Below are 18541 nucleotides of genomic sequence, written 5' to 3' on the forward strand. Positions count from 1 at the left end.
CGGGGAACGGTGCGGCAGCGGGCCCTTGTCGCCGAGCCGGCGGGGATCAGGCGGCCACCGGGGCCGCCTTGTCCGCCTGCGCCGGGACGACGGCCGACGGCGCGTCCTCGTACAGGTCGCCGGAGGGGCGGTTGTAGGCGGCGACGTCGAGGATCTTCTCCCGCGAGGCCACCAGGACCGGTACCAGCACCTGGCCCGCGACGTTGGTCGCGGTGCGCATCATGTCGAGGATCGGGTCGATGGCGAGCAGCAGGCCGACGCCCTCCAGGGGCAGGCCCAGGGTGGAGAGGGTGAGCGTCAGCATGATGATCGCACCGGTGAGGCCCGCGGTGGCGGCCGAGCCGACGACCGAGACGAAGGCGATCAGCAGGTAGTCCCGGATGCCGAGGTCGATGTTGTAGACCTGGGCGACGAAGATCGCGGCGATCGCCGGGTAGATCGAGGCGCAGCCGTCCATCTTGGTGGTGGCGCCGAACGGCACGGAGAAGGACGCGTACTCGCTGGGGACGCCGAGGCGCTCGGTGACGCGGCGGGTGACCGGCAGGGTGCCGACCGAGGAGCGCGAGACGAAGGCCAGCTGGATCGCGGGCCAGGCGCCCTTGAAGAAGTTGACCGGGTTCAGGCCGGCGGCGAACTTGAGCAGCAGCGAGTAGACGACGAACAGCACCAGCGCGCAGCCGACGTAGATGTCGAGGGTCAGCGTGGCGAAGGGCTTGAGCAGGTCCCAGCCGTACTTGGCGACGGACTTGCCGATCAGGCCGAGGGTGCCGAGCGGGGAGAGCCGGATGACCCACCACAGGGCGGTCTGGGTCAGCTCCAGGACGGACTCGCTGAGCTTGAGGACCGGCTCGGCCTTGCTGCCGAGCTTGATGATCGCCGCGCCGACCACGACCGCCATGAAGACGATCTGCAGGACGTTCACCTTGGCGAAGGCGTCGACGATGTTGGTCGGGAAGATCCCGGTCAGGAAGTCGATCCAGGAGCCCTTGGAGTCGAGCGCCTTGAGGCCGTCGGTCTTGAGGTTGGTGCCCTGGCCGGGGTTGGTCAGCAGGCCCAGGCCCAGGCCGACGGCCACCGCGATCAGCGAGGTGATCATGAACCAGAGCAGCGTGCGGGTGGCCAGGCGGGCCGCGTTGGTGACGTTGCGCAGGTTGGCGACGCTCACCACGATCGCGGTGAACACCAGCGGCGGGACGGCCAGCTTGAGCAGCTGGACGAAGATCTTGCCGATGGTCTCCAGGGTGGTGGCCAGCCAGGAGATGTCGGCGGCGCGGGCCAGGTAGCCCAGGCCGACGCCGAGCAGCAGGCCGCCGACGATCTGGACCCAGAACGGGGTCTTGCGGATTCTCGCGAGCACGGACGGCGACGGGGTCGCCTCGGGCGCTGTGGACATGACGGTGCGGCTCCGGGGGAGGGCGTTGCTGACGGTGGGGTGTGGCGGAGGAGGCGGCACGGCGCGCGGGCCGGGTGGGGAGGTCCCGGCCCCCGGTCAGGGGCGTGCCGCCGGGATACAGCTCGTGGCGCGACAACGGCGCGGGCTGTCCACAGCACCGGTCAGAGCGCACGGGCGGGCGGCGCCGGGCAGCGAGCCCTGGCCGTTCTTCCGCGATGCGTCTGAGGTGGTCATGGCCGACACATTAGCAGCAAAGGTTTGAGATGTTCAAAGTAGTTGTTTGAGGTTGGGGTGAGATCCGGACACGAACGAAGCTGACGCACCATCAGATCATCCTCACCGGCCCGATTGACCGCTGAGCGGTTATACGTATAACTTTGACGGCGTCCCCGCCCTCGCCTGCCCAGACCGGAGAAGACGCCGATGGGCTACCTCGCCCTGCTCCGCGCCCCCCACGTCAGCCGCCTGCTCCTCGGCACCCTGCTCGGCCGCCTGCCCGCCGGTATGACCGCCCTGGTGATCGCCCTCGCCCTGCGCGAGGCCGGCGCGCCGTACGGGCGGATCGGACTGGCCACCGCCGCCTACGCGATCTCCGCCGCCGTCGGCGGGCCGGTGCTCGGGCGGATCGTGGACCGCACCGGGCAGCCCCGCGTCCTGCTCGCCTCCGCCGTGCTCGCCGGCGGCGGGTACGCGCTGCTCGCCCTCGCCCCCGGCTCCGGGTTCGCCGCCCCGCTCGGCGCCGCGATCGCCGGGCTCGCCATGCCCCCGCTCGAACCCTGCCTGCGCTCGCTCTGGCCGGACGTGGTGGAGGAGGAGCAGCTCGACACCGCCTACGCCTTCGACTCCGCCTCCCAGCAGATCCTCTACGTGGCCGGCCCGCTGGCCGTCGCCGGGATCGCCGGCCTGTTCAGCCCGGTCGCCGCGCTCTGGATGGCCGCCGGACTGGGGCTGGCCGGCGCGCTGATCGTGGCCACCACCGCCCCGGCCCGGGCCTGGCGCGCCCCGGCCCGCGCACACTCCGCCGGGCTGCTCGGCCCGCTGCGCTCCCCCGGCCTGGTGCTGCTGCTGGTCGGACTGGCCGGGGCCGGCTGGGCCGTCGGCGCGCAGAACGTGCTGTTCATCGCCTACGCCGAGCACCACGCCGACGCCCTGCCCGGCGGCGCGGGCACCCTGCTGGCGCTGGCGGCGCTCGGCGGCCTGCTCGGCGCGCTCGCCTACGGCGCGGTGAAGTGGCGCAGCAGCACGGCCACCCGCACCTGGGTCATGGCGCTCGCGATGGCCGCGTCCTACCTGCCGCTGGTGCTGCTGCCCGGACCGTACCCGATGGCCGCGCTGGCCTTCCTCTCCGGGATCGGGCTGGCGCCGCTGCTGGCGGCGGCGTTCGTGCTGGTCGCCGAGCTGGCGCCGACCGGGACGGTGACCGAGGCGTTCGCCTGGCTGGTGACGCTGTTCGCGACGGGCAACTCGCTCGGCTACGCGGTGTCCGGCAACCTGGCCGAGGACTCGCTGCGGCCGGTGGCGCTGTGCGCGGCGGGCGGGATCGCCCTCGGCGCCCTGCTGCTGTTCGGCGCCCGTCGCTGGTTCCACCCGGTGCCGCCGACGCCGTCGGTGCAGCCGGTGCAGCCGGTGCCGGTGGGCTGAGGCCCCCCACAGACGACCGCGCCCACCGGGGTCTGGCCGGCGGGCGCGGTCTTTCGTTCTCCCCTACGACTACCTACTGCTTCTCCTACTACCTACTGCTTCGCGCCCCGCCCCGGCCCGCCGACCGCCGACGCGGTGGAGGAGCGCAGCACCAGCGAGGTGGCCAGCGGCGGGACGGGCGCCGCCCGCTCGCCGCGCAGCAGGCCCGCCAGCGCCGCCGCGCCGACCCGGCCCAGCTCCTCGCCGGGCAGGTCGACGGTGGTCAGCGGCGGGGCCAGCAGCGCGGCCACCGCGACGTTGTCCATGCCGACCACCGACAGGTCGGCCGGCACCCTCAGCCCCAGCTCGGCGGCGGCCTGGTACACCCCGGAGGCGACCACGTCGTCGTCGCAGATCACCGCGCGCGGGCGGTCCGGGCGCTCCAGCAGGCGGTGCGCCACGCTCCGCGCGGCCGGCTGGCCCTCGTTCAGACTCACGCCCAACTCCACGACCTCCAGGTCGAGTTCGGCGGCGACCTGCTCGAACGCGGCCTGCCGCACCCGGAACGTGTACGCGGAGTGGGTGGAGCGCAGCCGCCCGATCCGGCGGTGGCCGAGCCCGGCCAGGTGCTCGACGGCGGCGCGCATCCCGCCCGCCACGTCGAGTTCGACGGTCGGCCGGGCCCGGTCGGTGCCCGGGTCGGCGTCGAGGAAGACGGCGGGGGTGTCGGCGGGCAGCTCGCCGAGCTGGCTGTCGTCCGGGGAGCAGATCAGCAGGCCGTCGAAGCGGCTGGTGGTGGCGGCCTCGGCGAGGGTGGCGCTCCCCCAGCCGGAGCTGACCACGACCGCCAGGCCGTGCCGGCCGGCCTCCTCGTGGACGCCCTCCAGCACCCGGCCGAAGAACGGACCCAGGATGTTCGGCACCGCCAGCAGGATCATCCCGCTACGGCCGAGCCGCAGCTGCCGGCCGGCCGCCTGCGGGCGGTAGCCGAGGCTGCGGGCGGCCTCCCGGACCCGCTCCCGGGTGGCGTCGGAGACCCTGCGGCCGGCCTCGGCGCCGGAGAAGACCAGTGAGACGGTGGCTTGGGAGACCCCGGCGAGCCTGGCCACGTCCCGACCGGTGGGCCGACGCACCGGGGCCGGCCAGGTCCCGGCCTCCGCCTCGACGGGCGCCCCCTCGACGGGCGCCCCCTCGACGGGCGCCGCCTCGACGGGCGCCGCCTCGACGGCCGACCCGCGCAACGCGGACGGCCCGGACGGCGGGTCGGCCGGTCCGGGCTCGGAAGCTGCGGAAGCGGAAGCGGGGTCGGGGTCGGAAGCGGAGGCGTCCGAGGCGGCGGAGTCGGGCACGGCGGCTGCGGTCGCGGGTCCGGCCGGGGTCAGCTCTGCCGGACGGCGGCCGTCCGGGCCGCCTCGTCGACGGCGTCCTCCTCGGCGTTCTGCGCGGCGATCCGCTCGGCGGTGCGGCTGCGCAGGCCGGAGACCTTGGTGGTGATCTGGGCGGACATGTCGTCGCGCTGACGGCTCAGCAGCACGTAGCTGAGCGGCGCGGACGCGATCGCGGCCAGCAGGAACAGGAAGATCACGCCGGCCTGGCCGCTGACCGGGATGATCTTGAAGTGCCCGAGCAGCAGGGCGACCAGCAGGCAGCCGAGGAAGATGCTGACCCGCAGGGAGGTGTAGCGGAGCGTGGCGTGCGACTTCTCCTGGCCGGTGCTGCTCACGGGACACATCCTTTTCACTGGTCTGGCTTTTCACTGGTCTGGGCGGGGGCCGGTCTCCCAGTGAAGCATGCCTGACGGGCGGCGAGGGGAAGGGGGCGCCCGTCCCCCGCCCGCCGCCGCCCGACCGGACCCGCCGCTCAGCGCAGGTCGAGCCAGAGGGTGATGTCGTCGCGATCGTCCCCGGGGGCGACCCGGATCGCGGCCGGCACCCGGCCGACCTCCCGGTAGCCGCAGCGGGTGTAGAAGCGCTCCAGGCCCTGGCCGCCGCGCGCGGTCAGCCGCAGGCTCTCCAGGCCCCACTCCCGGGCTATCCGCTCGGCCTCGGCGAGCAGCCGGGCACCGTAGCCGCGGCCCTGGCAGTCGGGGTGCACCCTGACCCGCTTGAGCATCCGCCAGTGCTCCATCAGGTCGAAGCGCATCGACTCGAAGAAGAGGACACCGACCAGCCGGCCGGTGTCACTCTCGTGGGCGACCAGCAGCCGGTCCGGGCCGTCCGGCTCGACCCCGGCGAACTGGTGGTCGGCGGTGTCCCAGACCTCGTCCTCCGTCACCGGCGCCACGAAGCCGACCGCGCCGCCGGCGTTGGTGACGTCGGCCCACAGTCGGACGACGGCGGTGCGCAGGTCCGGGTCGAGCTTCGGGTCCAGGGTGAAGGTGAGCGCCATGGTCGCGGAGCCTAGCCGTCCGGTCCGACAGGCCCCCGGCCCGCCCTACGAGAGGGCCGGGACGGAGCGGTCCGGCCGGCTGGTGCGCAGCGCCAGGCAGAGCCCGACGGCGACCACGCACAGGGCGCCGGCGCCGTACCAGGTGAGGTCGTAGTTCCCGAGCGCGTCGCGGGCCAGGCCCGCCAGCCCGGCGACGACGGCCGCGCCGATCTGGTGGCTGGCCAGCACCCAGCCGAAGACGATCGGGGCGTCCCCGCCGAAGTGCCGGCGGCACAGCGCGACGGTCGGCGGCACGGTGGCCACCCAGTCCAGGCCGTAGAAGATGACGAAGGCCAGGATCGGCGGTTGCAGCGAGCCGGCCAGCAGCTGCGGCAGCAGGAGCAGCGAGATCCCGCGCAGCCCGTAGTAGGTGACCAGCAGGATCCGGGAGTCGACCCGGTCGGTGAGCCAGCCGCTGAAGATGGTGCCGACCACGTCGAAGACGCCGATCATGGCGAGCAGGCCGGCCGCGGTGGTCACCGGCATGCCGTGGTCGTGGGCGGCCGGGATGAAGTGGGTGCCGACCAGGCCGGCGGTGGTGGCGCCGCAGATCGCGAAGGAGCCGGACAGCAGCCAGAACGCCCGGCTCCGGGCGGCGTCCCGCAGCACCCGCAGCGAGCGGGTCAGGGCGCGGCCGTCGGCGGCGGGCGCCGGGGGCTCCTCGGTCGCCCCGTACGGGAGCAGGCCGAGGTCGGCGGGCCGCTCGCGCATCAGCAGCAGGACGGGGACGGCGACCGCGCTGGCCGCGAGCGAGACCACGATCACCGCCGAGCGCCAGCCGTGGTGCTCGACCAGCCAGGCGCCGACCGGCAGGAACACCAGGTTTCCCGCCGCCCCGGCGGCGGTCAGCACGCCGGTGACCAGGCCCTGGCGGGCCTGGAACCAGCGGCCGGTGATGGTGGTGGCGAAGGCGCCGGCCATCGAGCCGCTGCCCAGGCCCACCAGCACGCCCCAGCAGAGCACCAGTTGCCAGGGCTCGCGCATCAGCATGGTGAGCCCGGAGCCGACCGAGATGGTCAGCAGCGCGCAGACCACCACCAGGCGCACGCCGAAACGGTCCATCAGGGCGGCGGCGAAGGGGGCGGTGAGGCCGTAGAGGGTCAGGTTGACGGAGGTGGCGCTGGATATCGTCCCGAGCGACCAGCCGAACTCGTTGTGCAGGGCGTCCATCATCAGGCTGGGCGTGGACCGGAAGCCGGCCGAGCCGAGCAGGACCAGCAGCGAGACACCGGCCACCACCCAGGCGTAGTGCACCCGGAAGCGGGTCGGACGGGCGGGGCGGACGGGTCCTTCGGGGGCGGGCGCGGGGGCGGGGGCGGGGGCGTTGCGTTCGGTCACGCGGACGAGTGTCCCGAAGCGGCGCGGCCGCGACGAGTGGCCTGAATGACAGCTTTCGCAAGAATCGGGCCACGGTCCCGGCGTACCCTGGCCCGAACCGGCCGGACTGGCCCGAACCGACCGACCCGACCGACCGAACCGACCGGCCGACCCGACCCAACCGGCCCGGGCGGCCGCACCACCGAAGGGGAACGGCATGGCCCACCTGGTCGCGGTACTCGCCCTCGACGGCGTGATCGCCTTCGAACTCGGCATCCCCGCCCGCATCTTCGGCGGCGCCAAGGACCCGGCCGGGCGGCCGCTCTACGAGGTCGCCACCTGCACGCTGGACGGCCGGCCGATCGCCACCAGCGCGGACTTCCGGATCAGCGTCGACCACGGGCCCGAACTGCTGGAGCGGGCCGACACGGTGGTGATCCCGGCCTCCGCCGACGCGAGCACGGCCACCGTCGACGCCGCCTTCACCCCCGAACTGGCCGCCGCCCTGGGCCGGATCCGGCCCGGCACCCGGCTGATGTCGATCTGCACCGGGTCCTTCCTGCTGGCCGCCGCCGGACTGCTGGACGGCCGCCCGGCCACCACCCACTGGCGCTACACCCGGCGCTTCGCCGAGCTGTACCCGAAGGTGCGGCTGGACCCGGACGTGCTCTACACCGACGACGGCGACGTCCTCACCTCCGGCGGGGTGGCCGCCGGGGTGGACCTGTGCCTGCACGTGGTCCGCCGCGACCACGGCAGCGCGGTGGCCAACGCGGTGGCCCGCAACTGCCTGGTGCCGCCGTGGCGCGAGGGTGGCCAGAAGCAGTACGTGGAGGCCCCGAGCCCGGTGGACTCCACCGGCCAGGGCACCGCCGCCGTCCGCGCCTGGGCGCTGGAACACCTGGACCAGCCGCTGGCGCTGAGCCGGCTCGCCGACCGGGCGGGCATGAGCCTGCGGACCTTCACCCGGCGCTTCCGCGAGGAGACCGGCGCCAGCCCCGGGCAGTGGCTCACCGTGCAGCGCACCGAGCGGGCCCGGCAGCTGCTGGAGCGCACGGACCTGACGATCGACCAGGTCGCCCGGGAGTCCGGTTTCGGCACCGCCGCCTCGCTCCGGCTGCAACTGCGCGGCCGGCTGGACGTCGCCCCGAGCGCCTACCGGCGAACCTTCCGCGCCGTCCCCGGGTGACCCCGGGCGGCTTCAGGTGCCCTGGACGGCTCTCGGCCGAGTGGCCGGAAAGCGCCGCCGGACGACGGCGGATCGGACGGTGGCCGGCCGCGTGCACCCCGAGCACGGCGCGGCCGACCACCATCCAATCGCGACGCGCGGGCCCTGAACCCGCGCCGCACCCTCCGCACTCGCCAAGGAGCGCCCGCGACCGGCGGTCCACGGCCCCCCTGCTGGCGTGGTCCCCCTGGACAACAGCACCGCGGCGGCGTTCGGGCGTCCCCTCGGCGTCCCCTCACTGACGGAGAGCCGCACCCAAGCGTGATCAGTCGGATACGTCACGTCAATGGGTAGTCCGAAATTCGGAATGGTTGCGTCAACTTTCGGCCGGTGATCTCCGCCAGTGATCTCCGCCGACGATCACCGGCGGGAACGGCAGCGAACCGAGCAGGCCCCGGGCTGCCGCTGCCGCTACTGCGCCAACGCCGCCCAGTCCACGCCCGCCAGCGGGTCCGCCGGCCGGGCGTCCGCGCCGATCTCGCACCACACCCGCTTGCCCGAGCCGTCCGGGAACCAGCCCCAGCGCTCGCAGAGCAGCTCGACCAGCTCCAGGCCGCGCCCGTTGGTGGCGTTCTCGTCCGCCCCGGCGTGCCGTGGGGCCGGAGCCGTCCGGCTGGCGTCGGCGACCTCCACCCGCAGCGGACCGGCCGGCTCGCCGCCCGCCTGGTCCTCCTCCACCGGCAGGCAGAGCCGCAGCACCGCCGGACACCCGGTGTGCACCACGGCGTTGGTCACCAACTCGGAGACCACCAGCACCACCGTCTCGGCGACCGGCGCGTCCGGGTCCACCCCATGGTTCAGCAGCCGCGAGCGCACCCACCGACGGGCCCGGCCGACCTCGGCCGGGTCCGCCTGCACCGCCAGCTGTACCTGAAGAACCTGCACCGCTCCACCACCCGCACTCGCAGTTCGGCCATCGTCCCGATCGGGCCGGATCGTCCAGCCGGCGAACCCTCGCACATCGCCCGGTGCCACCCGGGCCCTCGGCCGGGCTCCCGCCCGGCGCTCACCCGAGCTGTCCCGTCCGGGCCAACTCGTCCGTCGCGCACTGGCCGCGACTCGATTACGCCTCAGGATGAGTGGGCGGACGGACCTCGGCAAGCGCTTCGGGCATATTCCAGCGATCGGGGGACAGCGCAGTGCATACTGTCCCGTTCACTCTCGCGAGCCTCGTACCGGCACTCGTCCGGCCCGGGCCGACCCGCCGGTCCCGCAGTGGCGAACCTACCTCCGGACGCCCCGCGCACCCGGCCCGCCACTCGCGAACCACCCGTGCGACATATGTCCAACGGCCTTCGAACAGCGGCCTCCACGGACCGCCCCGCGCACGGGCCACCGGTACGAGCGACGACCGGGCACTGAGCCGGGCGCCGGGCCGGGTGACGATCCGGATGGCGGCCCGGGTGACGATCCGCAGGCCCGGGTTCCGTTCTTCGGGGAATGCTCCCGCCGCCGACCGGCCGCAAGATACCGTTGGGTACGCCAGCGAAACCCGGGCAGGAGGGTGGTTCCCGATGGCCACCCCCGACCGCGCGCCGCGCTGGGACGAGCAGCTCCAACGCCGCCTCGCCCGCGGCGAGGAGACCGCGCTCGGCGAGATCTACGACCAGCTCGCGCCGATGGTGCACGGACTGGCCGGGCGGATACTCGCCGACCAGGCCGCCGCCGCCCAGCTCACCCGGGAGATATTCGCCCACGTCTGGGAGCACCCCGAGGACTTCGACCCCGCCCAGGGCTCGCTGCGCTCCTGGCTCGGCGCGCTCACCCACCGCCGCGCGGTCGACCGGCTGCGGGCGCGGCGGGCCGCCGAGCGGGTACCGGGCGGCCCGGGCAGCGGACTTGACGGCCCGGGCGGCGGCGAGGGCGCGGCCGAGGCGGAGATCCGCGCCGTGGCCACCGCCGCGCGCATGCAGTACGTGGTGGACTCCCTGCCCCAATCCCTGCGTGAGACCATCGCGGTGACGTACTACGACGGCCGCACCTACCAGGAGACGGCCCGGCTGCTCGGCATCAGCGAGCAGGCCGCCAAGCAGCGGATGCGGCTCGGCCTGGAACTGCTGGCCACCGAACTGGCCGAGGAGCGCGCCCGCCACGACGAGCGGCACGGCCGCGAGGACGACCGGGCCGACGACCGGGACCACCGGGACGACGCGGGCGACAGGGACGACGGGGACAGGGGCGCATGAGCGAGCGGAGCGAGCCCACCACCGAGGAGCGCCACGACGCCCTGCGCTCGCTGCTCGGCGCCTGGGCCCTCGGCGCCTGCCCGAGCCGTGACGCCGCCGAGCTGGAGCAGCACCTGCGCACCTGCCCGGAGTGCGCCGAGGAGGCCGCCCGGCTGCGTGAGGCGGCGGGGTGGCTCGCCCTGGACGAGCCGCTCGACCAGCCCAACTCGCTGCGCCAGCAGGTGCTCGACTGGTGCCTGGCCCGCCGCCCGGCCGAACTGCCCGTCCCCGCCTGGGGCATGCCGTACACCGCGGAGACGGCCAAGCTCGACGCGCTGCTGCGCGACCTCGGCCCGGAGGAGTGGCAGGAGGTGGCCGACCTGCCGTGGCACGGCGGCACCGGGCGGCTGCGTCCGGCCGAGGTGCTGTGCCATCTCGCCGCCGTGGACGGCTATCTGGCGCTCGCCCTCGGCCTGCCCGACCCGGTGCCGGCCGGCCCGGGCGCCACGCCGGCCCCGGCCGCCCGGCGGGTGCCGCCGCAGGAGCCGCCCGCGCGGCTGCCGGCGCCCCTGCTCCTGCCCCGGGTCCCGCTGCAGGGCGGGCCGTACGCCGGGATCGCCGAGCGCACCGCCCGGCTGGTCGCCGACCGGGCCGGCCTCCCGCCGCAGTCGGTGCGGGAGCGGTGGCGGCGGCAGACCCACGACCTGGTGCGCACCGCCGCGCTCGCCCCGCGGGGCAACACCCCCGTCGACTACGGCTTCGCCGTGCTGCCGCTGCGCGACGCCTTCGTGGACCGCGCCTTCGAGTGCTACGTGCACGGCGAGGACGTGGCCCGCGCGGTCGCCTACCCGTACGACCCGCCGGCGCCCCAGCACCTGCGGCAGATGGTGGACCTGGCGGTCCGGATGGTCCCGCGGGCACTGGCCGACCTGCGTGCCGCCCGCGCCACCCGTCCCGAGCCCGCCGGGGCGCCGGACCTCCCGCCCGTGGCGGGCCAGGGCCAAGGCCGGGGCCGGCGGCTGCGGCTGGTGATCGACGGCCCGGCGGCCGGCGAGTGGCTGATACCGCTGGACGGGCCGGAGTCGGGGCCGTCCGGCGGCGAGCCGGTGGCCTCGATGGTGCTGGACGGCCTGGAGCTCTGCCAGTTGGCCGCCGCGCACCGCGATCCGGACCGGCTGCCGGTCGGCGAGCACGGCGACCGGGCCGCGATCCGCGAGGTGCTGCACGCCCTGCCGCTGCTGTCGCGGCCGTAAACGGCCACAGCCGCTCCGACCACGCCGACCGCTCTACGCGAAGACCACCGTGCGGGTGCCGTTCAGCAGCACCCGGTGCTCGCTGTGCCACTTCACCGCACGGGCCAGCGCCTGGCACTCGACGTCCCGGCCGAGCGCGACCAGCTGGTCCGGGGTGACGTCGTGGGTCACCCGGGCCACCTCCTGCTCGATGATCGGGCCCTCGTCGAGGTCGGCGGTGACGTAGTGCGCGGTGGCGCCGATCAGCTTCACGCCCCGGGCGTGCGCCTGGTGGTAGGGCTTGGCGCCCTTGAAGCTCGGCAGGAAGGAGTGGTGGATGTTGATCACCCGGCCGGACAGCGCGGTGCACAGCTGGTCCGAGAGCACCTGCATGTAGCGGGCCAGCACGACCAGTTCGACGTCCTCCTTGGCGACCAGGTCCAGCAGCTGCTGCTCGGCGTCGGCCTTGGTGTCCCGGGTGACCGGGATGTGGTGGAACGGGACGCCGTAGCTCTCGGTCAGGTCGCGCAGGTCGGTGTGGTTGGACACCACCGCGGCGATCTCCACCGGCAGGGCGCCGATCCGGGTGCGGTAGAGCAGGTCGTTCAGGCAGTGTCCGAACTTGCTGACCATGAGGACGATCCGCATCCGCTGCTCGGTCGGGTGGATCTGCCAGTCCATCCCGAACGAGGCCCCGATCGCCGCGAAGCTGGCCCGCAGCTTGTCGGCGGTGACCGGCTCGGCGGCGGAGAAGTGCACCCGCATGAAGAACAGCCCGCTGTCCCCGTCGCCGAACTGTTGGCTGTCGATGATGTTGCAGCCGGTCATGAAGAGGTAGCTGGAGACGGCGTGGACGATGCCCTGCTTGTCGGGGCAGGACAGCGTGAGGACGTACTGGGCGCTGGCCGGCTGCTGGTCCACTGGGGGTATCCCGTCCTGAGGTCGTGGCGTTCGTGGGTGGTCCAGCGTGTCACATCCTGGACAGTCGCCGCCCCGCTGCCCGTACTGCGGGACGGCACTGCTCAGCGGCCCGACCGAAAGCCCGACCAGGCACCCGGCCGGCGGCCCCGCCGTGGACCCGGACTCAGACCCGGGCTCAGACCCGGGTGAGGATGCGCAGCACGTCCAGCGACTTGGGCGCCGCGTCCGGGTCGTCCCCGTCGTTCACCGCCAGCGCGACGTGCGCCTCGCGCGCGGCCCGGACCGCCTCCGGCCAGCCGGGGTGGCCGAAGTAGGCGGAGGCGTGGGCGTCCGCGCCGACCTCGTGCAGCAGCTGGACCACGCGCAGCACCGCGACGTCGACCAGGGCGGCCTCGGCGGAGTCGCGGAAGATCGTGCCCACGTACTTCTCGGCCGACCAGTGGTCCAGCCAGGTGTCCTCGACCAGTCGGTAGACGGCGTCGGTCACGTCGCCGTACCCCTCCCGGCCGTTCAGCCAGGTCTCCTGCTGGAAACCGGGGTCGGACAACATGTGCAGCGCCGAGCGCAGTCGGGCTCGCCAGCGCCACCAGGGCAGGTCGTTGAGCGGCATGCCGTTCATCGTGCTGGAGCGGTGGCCCGGACGAGAAGTGTTTCGGGCAGACCGATGCGAAGAATCTGTGCTGGCGGACATGGAGAACGATCGTACGTTCCCTGTCCGTTCGTACTCCACTCCCGATCTACACGCGTGCCCCGCCGGATTTCAGCTCCCGTTATCCGACCGTTCGCACTTCGGCCCTCTCGGCGTGTGGCGCCGGGGCTTGGCTTGCTCCGGTGCGCCGGATGGCGCCCCAGAGAGGGAAGGCCGATGACCAGCCGAAGGGACCCGTTCCAACCCCGGCACCAGTTCGCGCGGCGCCGCCGCCGCCCGATCGCCGCAGCCGCCACCGCCGCGGCCCTGCTCCCCACCCTCTTCTCGGCCTCCGCGTGCGGCGGACCGGCCGATGCCTCCACCAACGGCGGCGACCTCACCGTGATGACCTGGTCCCCGTCCGGCACCGGCTCCGCCGACCGGCCCGGCATGACCGCGCTCGCCGAGGCGATCGGCCGGGACGTCAACCTCAAGGGCGGGCTGAACGGCCGCCGGCTGCAGGTGCTCACCTGCAACGAGCACAACACCTCCGAAGGCGCCAAGGCCTGCGCCCAGCGGGCGGTGGACGCCAAGGTGGTCGCCGTGATCGGCTCCTACAGCCAGTACGGCTTCGACTTCATGCCCGTCCTGGAGCGCGCCGGCATCCCCCTGATCGGCGGCTACGGGCTCTCCCAGCCCGAGTTCAGCAGCCCGCTCTCGTACCCGGTGGACGGCGGCATGCCCGCGCTGATCGGCGGCAGCGGCCGTCAGCTGGTCGAGGCCGGCTGCAAGGCCGTCGCGCTGGTCCGCCCGGACACCCCGTCCGGCGACAACCTGCTCGGCTACCTGGCCAACGCGCTCAAGCCGGCCGGCATCAAGCTGCTCGACGTCAAGGCGCCCGAGCAGTCCACCGACTACACGGCGGTGGCCCGCAAGGCGATCGGCAAGGACGAACCGGCGAACTGCGTCACCAGCGCCCTCGCCGCCGAGCCGACCGGCAACCTGCTGGACTCCTACCGCCGGCTGAACCCGAGGAACACCCGGTTCGCCTCGGTGATCGGCAGCGTGCAGCAGTCGGTGGTCGACTCCACCGGCGGCGACTCCGGCCCGCTGGCCGGCACCTACGTCACCAGCTGGTACCCGCCGGAGTCGGCGAAGGTCTGGGACGGGCTGCGCGCGGTGGTGCGCGCCGACGCCACCGGCGGCCACACCATCGACGTCTCCGATCCCGGCGTGCAGACCACCTGGGTCGCGTACGAGGTGTTCCGGCTGGTCGCCGAGAAGGTCGCGGCGTCCGGCCGGCAGGTCACCGAGAAGACCGTCACCGGGCTGCTGGACAGCGGCGAGGGCATCGACGTCGGGCTCACCCCGCCGCTGAACTGGGGCACCCCCAACATGCTGCCCAGCACCGAGTCACCGCGGCTGGTGAACACCTGGGTCACCTACCAGGTGGTCAAGGGCGGCCGGATGACCCTGCAGCAGCCGGGCTTCGTGGACATCCGCTGGGTGCTCACCGGGGGCCGCCCACCGGCGTGACGCCCGGACGACGCAGAACGGACGACGAAGGACCAATGACGAAGGACGGACGACGAAGGGGCGGGCCGGCGGGCCCGTTCCCTCGTCCGTCCGTTCGTCCGTCCTACAGGTCGCCGTCGCTGCGGCTGGGCAGGCCGGTCTGGGTGGCGATCGCGTTCCACAGGGTCGAGGCCTGCTTCTTCGCGGTGGTCGCCGCGCCGCTGGCCTGGACGGCGTTCTTGTAGTGCTGGTTGTCCAGCTTCTTGGGGTCGCAGGCGCCCTGCGAGTCCCCGGCCCAGGCCGCGTACTCGTCGTCGGCCTGCGCGGAGGCGGTCCACGCCGCGTTGAGCTGTTCGACCAGCTGCTGGCCGCCGGGCAGCTTGTCCGCCTTCAGCTGGCCGAGCTTGGTTTGGAGTTCGCGCCGCTTGCCGGCCGCGCCGGTGAGCGCCTGCTGCGACTCGGGCAGCTTGTCGCACTTCTGCACCGAGGCGACCGCGCCGACCACCGCCGAGCGGCTGTCGCTCGCGGTGCCGAGCAGGTCCGACAGCGGCTGCGCCTGGGCCTTGACCGCCGGGTCGACGGTGGTGCCCGAGCTGCTCGCGCTCGCCGTGCCGGGGGTGGCGCTGCCGGTGGCGGCCACCGGCAGGGTCTTCTTGGCGTCGGCGGCGGGGGTGGTTTCGTCCCCGTTCACCAGGACGGCGACCAGGATGCCGGCCGCCGCGAAGCCGGCCACCACCCCGCCGATGATCAGCTTGTTGGACGGGCGGCCGCCACGGGCGGCCGGAGCCTGCGCGCCCGCCTGGGTGGCGTCGAAGCCCTGCCCGTGGTCCTGGCCGTAGCCCTGCCCCTGCCCGTGGTCCTGGGCGTAGCCCTGGCCGTAGTTCTGCCCGTAGTCCTGACCGGGGTAGGCCGGCACCGGCTGCGGCTGCCCGGCCTGCGAGTAGCCCTGGTAGCCGCCCGGGCCGGGCTGCTGCGGGTAGCCGGCCTGGGACTGGCCCGTGGGGTAGCCGCCCGCGTGCGGGTCCGCGCCCGGGTAGGGCGGGAGGTGCTGCGTCTCCGGCGCCGGCTCGTGCTGCGGGGCGCCGTAACCGGGCTGCGGAGCGCCGGCCCACGGGGCGGGCTGGGCCGGCATGGCCTGGGTCGGCCGCGCATGCCCGCCCTCGCCGAGGTACTCCGGCTGCCCGGACGGCTGCCCCACCGGCGGCACGCCCGTCTGCCCCTGCGGGTGGCCCTGGGGATGACCCTGCGGCTGGCCCGGCACGCCGCCCTGGGTCTGGCCGGGCTCGGGGCGGAACAGGTCGTCCAGGTTGAAGTCACCCGAGTTGGGGTACGAGCGGCGCTGGCTCAACGCGATTCCTCACCTGTGCACGACCGCGCGCTGACGGCGGACCACATCTCGTCGGTTCTTGGGGGCATCACAGTTCCTTGGACGTCGCGCCCACGCTACCGGTTCGCCGAACCGGGTGGCCACGCGGGCGGGACATCCCTCACGCTCCCCTCACCCCGCCCGCCGGGGCCCGGGGCCTTGGACGGGCCCTGGTGCCCCGGGCAGGGCCTAGGCAGCCTCCGCATCCGCCCTGGCGTGGAACTCGCGGACCACCCGCTGCTCCCGGTACGGCTCCAGCCGGCGCCGGAACTCGTCCAGGTACTCCACGCCCCGGTTGGACCGCAGCCCACTCAGCAGCCGGACCGCCTGCGCGCCCGTCTCACAGGCGCGTTCGAGGTCCCGCTGCTGCAACTGGGCGGTGGCGAGCAGGACGAGGTCCACCGCGCGGCGGCGGACCCGGGTCGGCGGGTGCAGGTCGAGCGCCCGGCGGGCGTAGTGCTCAGCCTGGCCGGCCTGCTCCAAGTCCCGGTGACAGTGGGCCAGTTCGTCCGACAGATAGGCGTCGTCGAAGTGGGCGATCCAGTCCGGGTCGTCCTCCGGGCGGCGCTTCTCCATCATCTCCAGCGCCTTGGCCGACACCGCCTCGCAGGAGCGGGCGTCCCCCAGCAGGGCGTGGCCGCGGGCCTCGGCGGCGTAGAACATCGCCATCGCCGTCGGGGTGGCGACCGTCCGGGCGCCCTCCTGCGCGGCGCGGGCGAGCTGGGCGATCTCCCGCGGGTTGCCGAGCGTCGCCGCCAGGTGGCTCATCGACGCCGCCAGCACGTAGCCGCCGTAGCCGCGGTCGTCGGCCGCCTGGGCGAGCCGGAGCGCCTGGATGTAGTAGCGCTGGGCCAGGCCGGGCTGGCCGGTGTCCACCGCCATGTATCCGGCCAGTTCAGTCAACCGGGCCACTGCGGCGAAGAGTTGGCGCCCGGTCTCGTCCCGGTACGCCCCGCCGAGCAGGCTGGAGACCACCGAGTTGAGGTAGTGCACGACCACCGGGCGCACGTGACCGCTGCCGAAGCGGTGGTCCAGGTCGACCAGCATCGCGGTGGTGGCCTTGATCGCGGCCACGTCGGTCGGGCCGACCCGGGGGCCGCCGGTGCGGGCCACCACCGGGTCGGGCGGGGTGATCAGCCAGTCCCGGCTGGGTTCCACCAGCGCGGAGGCGGCGACCGTGGCCCCGGTCAGGAAGTCCCGTCGGCCGACGTCGCTGCGCCAGAGCTCGCAGACCTGCTCCAGGGCGGCGTTCAGGGTCGGCGCGAACTGGAGCCCGATGCCGGAGCTGAGGTTCTTGCCGTCGGCCATGCCGATCTCCTCGACCGACACGCTGCGGCCGAGCTTGCGGCCGAGGGCCTCGGCGATCACGGCCGGCGCCTGCCCGCGCGGCTGCTGCCCGCGCAGCCAGCGGGCGACGGAGGTCTTGTCGTACCGCAGGTCCAGACCGTGCTCGGCGCCGCAGAGGTTGACCCTCCGGGCCAGGCCGGCGTTGGAGCAGCTGGCCTCCTGGATCAGTTGCTGCAGACGCTCGTTGGGCTGTCGTGCGACGAGTGGTCTTGCGGCCATTGGGTTTCGCCTCCCCACACCCTCCGGTCCCGGCCGGCGGGCGACGATTCTGCTGATCTGTTGCCGACTGTCCGACCGTCCAAGGAATCTGACACCAGGTTAGCGATCAGCAACGCCAGCGGGATACCCACGGTGACGATCCGCACCCCCCACGCGCCCTGGGAAATGCTCCTGTGCGCCCCCACTGCGCCTGCCCCCGCCCGCCTCAACTCGGTCGAGTAACCGGTTCGAGTGACATTGCCGGTATGCGCCCAACCGGCTTGCGCCGGGCCGTAACCAGCCTCACACACGGTAGTTGAGCTTCGCGTGGAAGACATCCCCGACTCCCCCGACCAGGGCAAGAACGCCGCACTGCCCCCGCTGCTCATCGAAGCCGTCGGCTACGCCGAGAACCGCCACTGGGAGGTCGCTCCCGGCGCCTGGCTGATCGACGGCGACGGGCCCGCCCGCTGCTCCTGCGGCGACCGGCGCTGCCTGCTGCCGGGGGCCCACCCGCTCGACGCGGACTGGGCCCGCAAGGCGAGCGCCGGGCCGGGGGCGGTACGGCGCTGGTGGACCGAGCGGCCGCAGGCCTCGATCCTGCTGCCCACCGGCCGGTCCTTCGACGTCCTGGACGTCCCGGAGACGGCCGGATGCCTGGCACTGGCGCGGATGGAGCGGATGGACCTCCAGCTGGGCCCGGTCGCGGTGCTGCCCGCCTCGCCCGGCCGGATCGGCCGGCGGCTGCACTTCCTGGTGCTGCCCGGGGTCGCGGCCAAGCTGCCGGAGATGCTCCGCAAGCTCGGCTGGCCGCCCGGCCGGCTGGACCTGGTGGCCCGCGGCGAAGGGGACTGGACGGTCGCCCCGCCGTCCCGGATCGGCGGCACCGGCTACGCCCAGTGGGCCCGCTCCCCCTCGGCGCTCAACCGCTGGCTGCCCGACGCCGCCGAGCTGATCAGCCCGCTCGCCTACGCCTGCGGGCGCGAGGCGCCCGCGGCCGCCCACCCCCAGCCCGCCCAGCCGGCGGCAGCGGTGCGCTGAACGGGCGCAGCAACGATTCACCACCCCGGTTAACCGCTCCGGTTCACCAACCCGGTTCACCGCCTCGATTCACCGCCCCGTGAACGGCCGCCCTCCGCCTATCGGGTGAGGGCGCGCAACGCGCGACACCCCGCGCACAGCTG

16 protein-coding genes are annotated in these 18541 nt (G+C 74.1%); 6 read left to right on the forward strand and 10 right to left on the reverse strand.

Annotated elements, in window-relative coordinates; all coding sequences use genetic code 11:
* Positions 1 to 46: 46 nt before the first annotated feature.
* Positions 47 to 1393, reverse strand: a complete 1347-nt coding sequence (locus tag ACFWPT_RS24645; protein WP_063348158.1) for a dicarboxylate/amino acid:cation symporter — start codon at positions 1391 to 1393, stop codon at positions 47 to 49.
* A gap of 423 nt (positions 1394 to 1816) precedes the next feature.
* Here ACFWPT_RS24645 and ACFWPT_RS24650 point away from each other — a divergent pair, with 423 nt between their 5' ends.
* Positions 1817 to 3034: an MFS transporter gene (locus tag ACFWPT_RS24650; RefSeq protein WP_380484318.1), complete on the forward strand. Its 1218-nt coding sequence runs from the start codon at positions 1817 to 1819 to the stop codon at positions 3032 to 3034.
* Positions 3035 to 3126: 92 nt separating this feature from the next.
* On the opposite strand, the gene ACFWPT_RS24655 is transcribed toward ACFWPT_RS24650, so the two are convergent.
* The 4 genes from ACFWPT_RS24655 to ACFWPT_RS24670 form a co-directional block, all read right to left on the reverse strand.
* A complete protein-coding gene (locus ACFWPT_RS24655; RefSeq protein WP_380484320.1) occupies positions 3127 to 4362 on the reverse strand; it encodes a LacI family DNA-binding transcriptional regulator in 1236 nt (411 codons plus the stop codon).
* A 29-nt stretch (positions 4363 to 4391) separates the two neighbouring features.
* Complete coding sequence (locus ACFWPT_RS24660; RefSeq protein WP_063348160.1) at positions 4392 to 4736, reverse strand: DUF4229 domain-containing protein; 345 nt, start codon at positions 4734 to 4736, stop codon at positions 4392 to 4394.
* A gap of 137 nt (positions 4737 to 4873) precedes the next feature.
* The gene (locus tag ACFWPT_RS24665; RefSeq protein WP_380484322.1) at positions 4874 to 5401 is read right to left on the reverse strand and encodes a GNAT family N-acetyltransferase; all 528 of its coding nucleotides are present in this window, start codon (positions 5399 to 5401) and stop codon (positions 4874 to 4876) included.
* 45 nt (positions 5402 to 5446) lie between these two features.
* A complete protein-coding gene (locus ACFWPT_RS24670) occupies positions 5447 to 6778 on the reverse strand; it encodes an MFS transporter (protein WP_380373260.1) in 1332 nt (443 codons plus the stop codon).
* Between the two features lie 196 nt (positions 6779 to 6974).
* Here ACFWPT_RS24670 and ACFWPT_RS24675 point away from each other — a divergent pair, with 196 nt between their 5' ends.
* Positions 6975 to 7946, forward strand: a complete 972-nt coding sequence (locus tag ACFWPT_RS24675) for a GlxA family transcriptional regulator (protein ID WP_063348163.1) — start codon at positions 6975 to 6977, stop codon at positions 7944 to 7946.
* 450 nt (positions 7947 to 8396) lie between these two features.
* On the opposite strand, the gene ACFWPT_RS24680 is transcribed toward ACFWPT_RS24675, so the two are convergent.
* Positions 8397 to 8870, reverse strand: a complete 474-nt coding sequence (locus ACFWPT_RS24680; protein ID WP_063348164.1) for an ATP-binding protein — start codon at positions 8868 to 8870, stop codon at positions 8397 to 8399.
* Positions 8871 to 9499: 629 nt separating this feature from the next.
* Between ACFWPT_RS24680 and ACFWPT_RS24685 the strand changes: the two genes are divergently transcribed.
* Complete coding sequence (locus tag ACFWPT_RS24685) at positions 9500 to 10171, forward strand: sigma-70 family RNA polymerase sigma factor (RefSeq protein WP_363371749.1); 672 nt, start codon at positions 9500 to 9502, stop codon at positions 10169 to 10171.
* Complete coding sequence (locus ACFWPT_RS24690; RefSeq protein WP_380484324.1) at positions 10168 to 11403, forward strand: zf-HC2 domain-containing protein; 1236 nt, start codon at positions 10168 to 10170, stop codon at positions 11401 to 11403. The genes ACFWPT_RS24685 and ACFWPT_RS24690 overlap by 4 nt, the downstream gene beginning before the upstream one ends.
* A 33-nt stretch (positions 11404 to 11436) precedes the next feature.
* Here the strand turns inward: ACFWPT_RS24690 and purU are convergent, their stop codons facing one another.
* Positions 11437 to 12303 carry a formyltetrahydrofolate deformylase gene (purU, locus tag ACFWPT_RS24695; protein ID WP_371517487.1) on the reverse strand — a complete coding sequence of 289 codons (867 nt, stop codon included), beginning with the start codon at positions 12301 to 12303 and terminating at the stop codon, positions 11437 to 11439.
* A gap of 175 nt (positions 12304 to 12478) precedes the next feature.
* Entirely contained in the window at positions 12479 to 12994 is a 516-nt protein-coding gene (locus tag ACFWPT_RS24700; RefSeq protein ID WP_079135686.1) for a hypothetical protein, read from the reverse strand.
* A 174-nt stretch (positions 12995 to 13168) separates the two neighbouring features.
* Here ACFWPT_RS24700 and ACFWPT_RS24705 point away from each other — a divergent pair, with 174 nt between their 5' ends.
* Complete coding sequence (locus ACFWPT_RS24705) at positions 13169 to 14467, forward strand: ABC transporter substrate-binding protein (protein ID WP_380484328.1); 1299 nt, start codon at positions 13169 to 13171, stop codon at positions 14465 to 14467.
* 103 nt (positions 14468 to 14570) lie between these two features.
* Here ACFWPT_RS24705 and ACFWPT_RS24710 read toward each other — a convergent pair whose 3' ends face one another.
* The gene (locus ACFWPT_RS24710; RefSeq protein WP_380484330.1) at positions 14571 to 15794 is read right to left on the reverse strand and encodes a hypothetical protein; all 1224 of its coding nucleotides are present in this window, start codon (positions 15792 to 15794) and stop codon (positions 14571 to 14573) included.
* Between the two features lie 207 nt (positions 15795 to 16001).
* On the reverse strand, positions 16002 to 17378 hold the full coding sequence (locus tag ACFWPT_RS24715; protein ID WP_063348171.1) for a hypothetical protein: 1377 nt from the start codon (positions 17376 to 17378) through the stop codon (positions 16002 to 16004).
* A gap of 315 nt (positions 17379 to 17693) precedes the next feature.
* Between ACFWPT_RS24715 and ACFWPT_RS24720 the strand changes: the two genes are divergently transcribed.
* The gene (locus tag ACFWPT_RS24720; protein ID WP_244293629.1) at positions 17694 to 18398 is read left to right on the forward strand and encodes a bifunctional DNA primase/polymerase; all 705 of its coding nucleotides are present in this window, start codon (positions 17694 to 17696) and stop codon (positions 18396 to 18398) included.
* The last annotated feature ends 143 nt before the right edge of the window (positions 18399 to 18541 follow it).

Origin of the sequence: Kitasatospora sp. NPDC058478, assembly GCF_042720345.1 — a bacterium.
In the GTDB taxonomy this organism is placed as follows: Bacteria; Actinomycetota; Actinomycetes; order Streptomycetales; family Streptomycetaceae; genus Kitasatospora.